Origin of the sequence: Nocardia sp. NPDC049190 (assembly GCF_040648115.1) — a bacterium.
Lineage (GTDB): Bacteria > Actinomycetota > Actinomycetes > Mycobacteriales > Mycobacteriaceae > Nocardia.
Genome location: NZ_JBEZDE010000129.1, coordinates 1 through 1,003 on the forward strand (window position 1 = coordinate 1; position 1,003 = coordinate 1,003).

Annotated in this window: 1 protein-coding gene; it reads left to right on the forward strand. The window is 65.9% G+C overall.

Annotated elements, in window-relative coordinates:
* The coding region (locus tag AB0B25_RS32215; RefSeq protein ID WP_357187651.1) for a condensation domain-containing protein at nt 1-1,003 on the forward strand (1,003 nt) is incomplete at both ends.

Consider the following 1,003-nt stretch of genomic DNA (forward strand, 5'->3'; position numbering starts at 1 on the left):
GCACACCGGTCGAGCAGGTTATCGCGCAAGTATTCGCCGAGATTCTCGGTGTCGAGCGGGTGGGGGTGGATGACTCGTTCTTCGCTCTGGGTGGTAACAGCTTGGTTGCGACGCGGGTCGCGGCGCGGTTGGGGGCTGTGTTGGACGCGGAGATTCCGGTGCAGTTGATGTTCGAGGCGCCGACGGTGGCGGGGCTGGCGGTTCGTGTCGAGGGGCATGAGGGTACGGGTCGGCGGCGTCCGGCTTTGGTGGCTGGGCCGCGGCCTGATCGGGTGGCGTTGGCGCCGGCTCAGCAGCGGATGTGGTTCCTCAACCAGTACGACACCGGTTCCGGGGCGTACAACATGCCGATCGTGATCCGGTTGCGTGGTGAGTTGAACGTCGAGGCTTTGCGTTCGGCCATGGTCGATGTGCTGTGCCGGCACGAGTCGTTGCGTACGCGCTATCCCGAGCGTGACGGAATGCTGGTCCAGGTGGTCGAGCCTGTCGAGGAGGTGGGTCGGGAGTTGGCCGTGGTGGCGGTGCATGCGGCCCGGTTGGTCGAGACGGTGACCGAGTTCGTGACCGCGGGTTTCGATGTGAGTGCCGAGGTGCCGGTGCGTGCCAGGTTGTTCGGTGTGGTCGGTACCGAGATACCCGAGTATGTGTTGGCTGTCGTGGTGCATCACATCGCGGCGGACGGGTTTTCCATGACACCGCTGGCGCGTGATGTGGCAGCCGCGTATGCCGCACGCGCGGTCGGGGACGCCCCGTCCTGGACACCGCTGCCGGTCCAGTACGCGGACTACGCCCTGTGGCAACGCGCTGCCCTCGGCTCGCCCGATGATCCGGAATCACTGTCTGCCCAGCAGATCAGATACTGGAGCGAAGCGCTGGACGGGATCACCGAAGAGCTGTACCTGCCGATCGATCGGCCGCGGCCGGTGGTGATGTCTCAGCGGGGTGCTACTGCGAGTTGTTCGTTGGGGGTGGAGTCGGTGCGGGGGTTGGAGCGTCTTGCGCG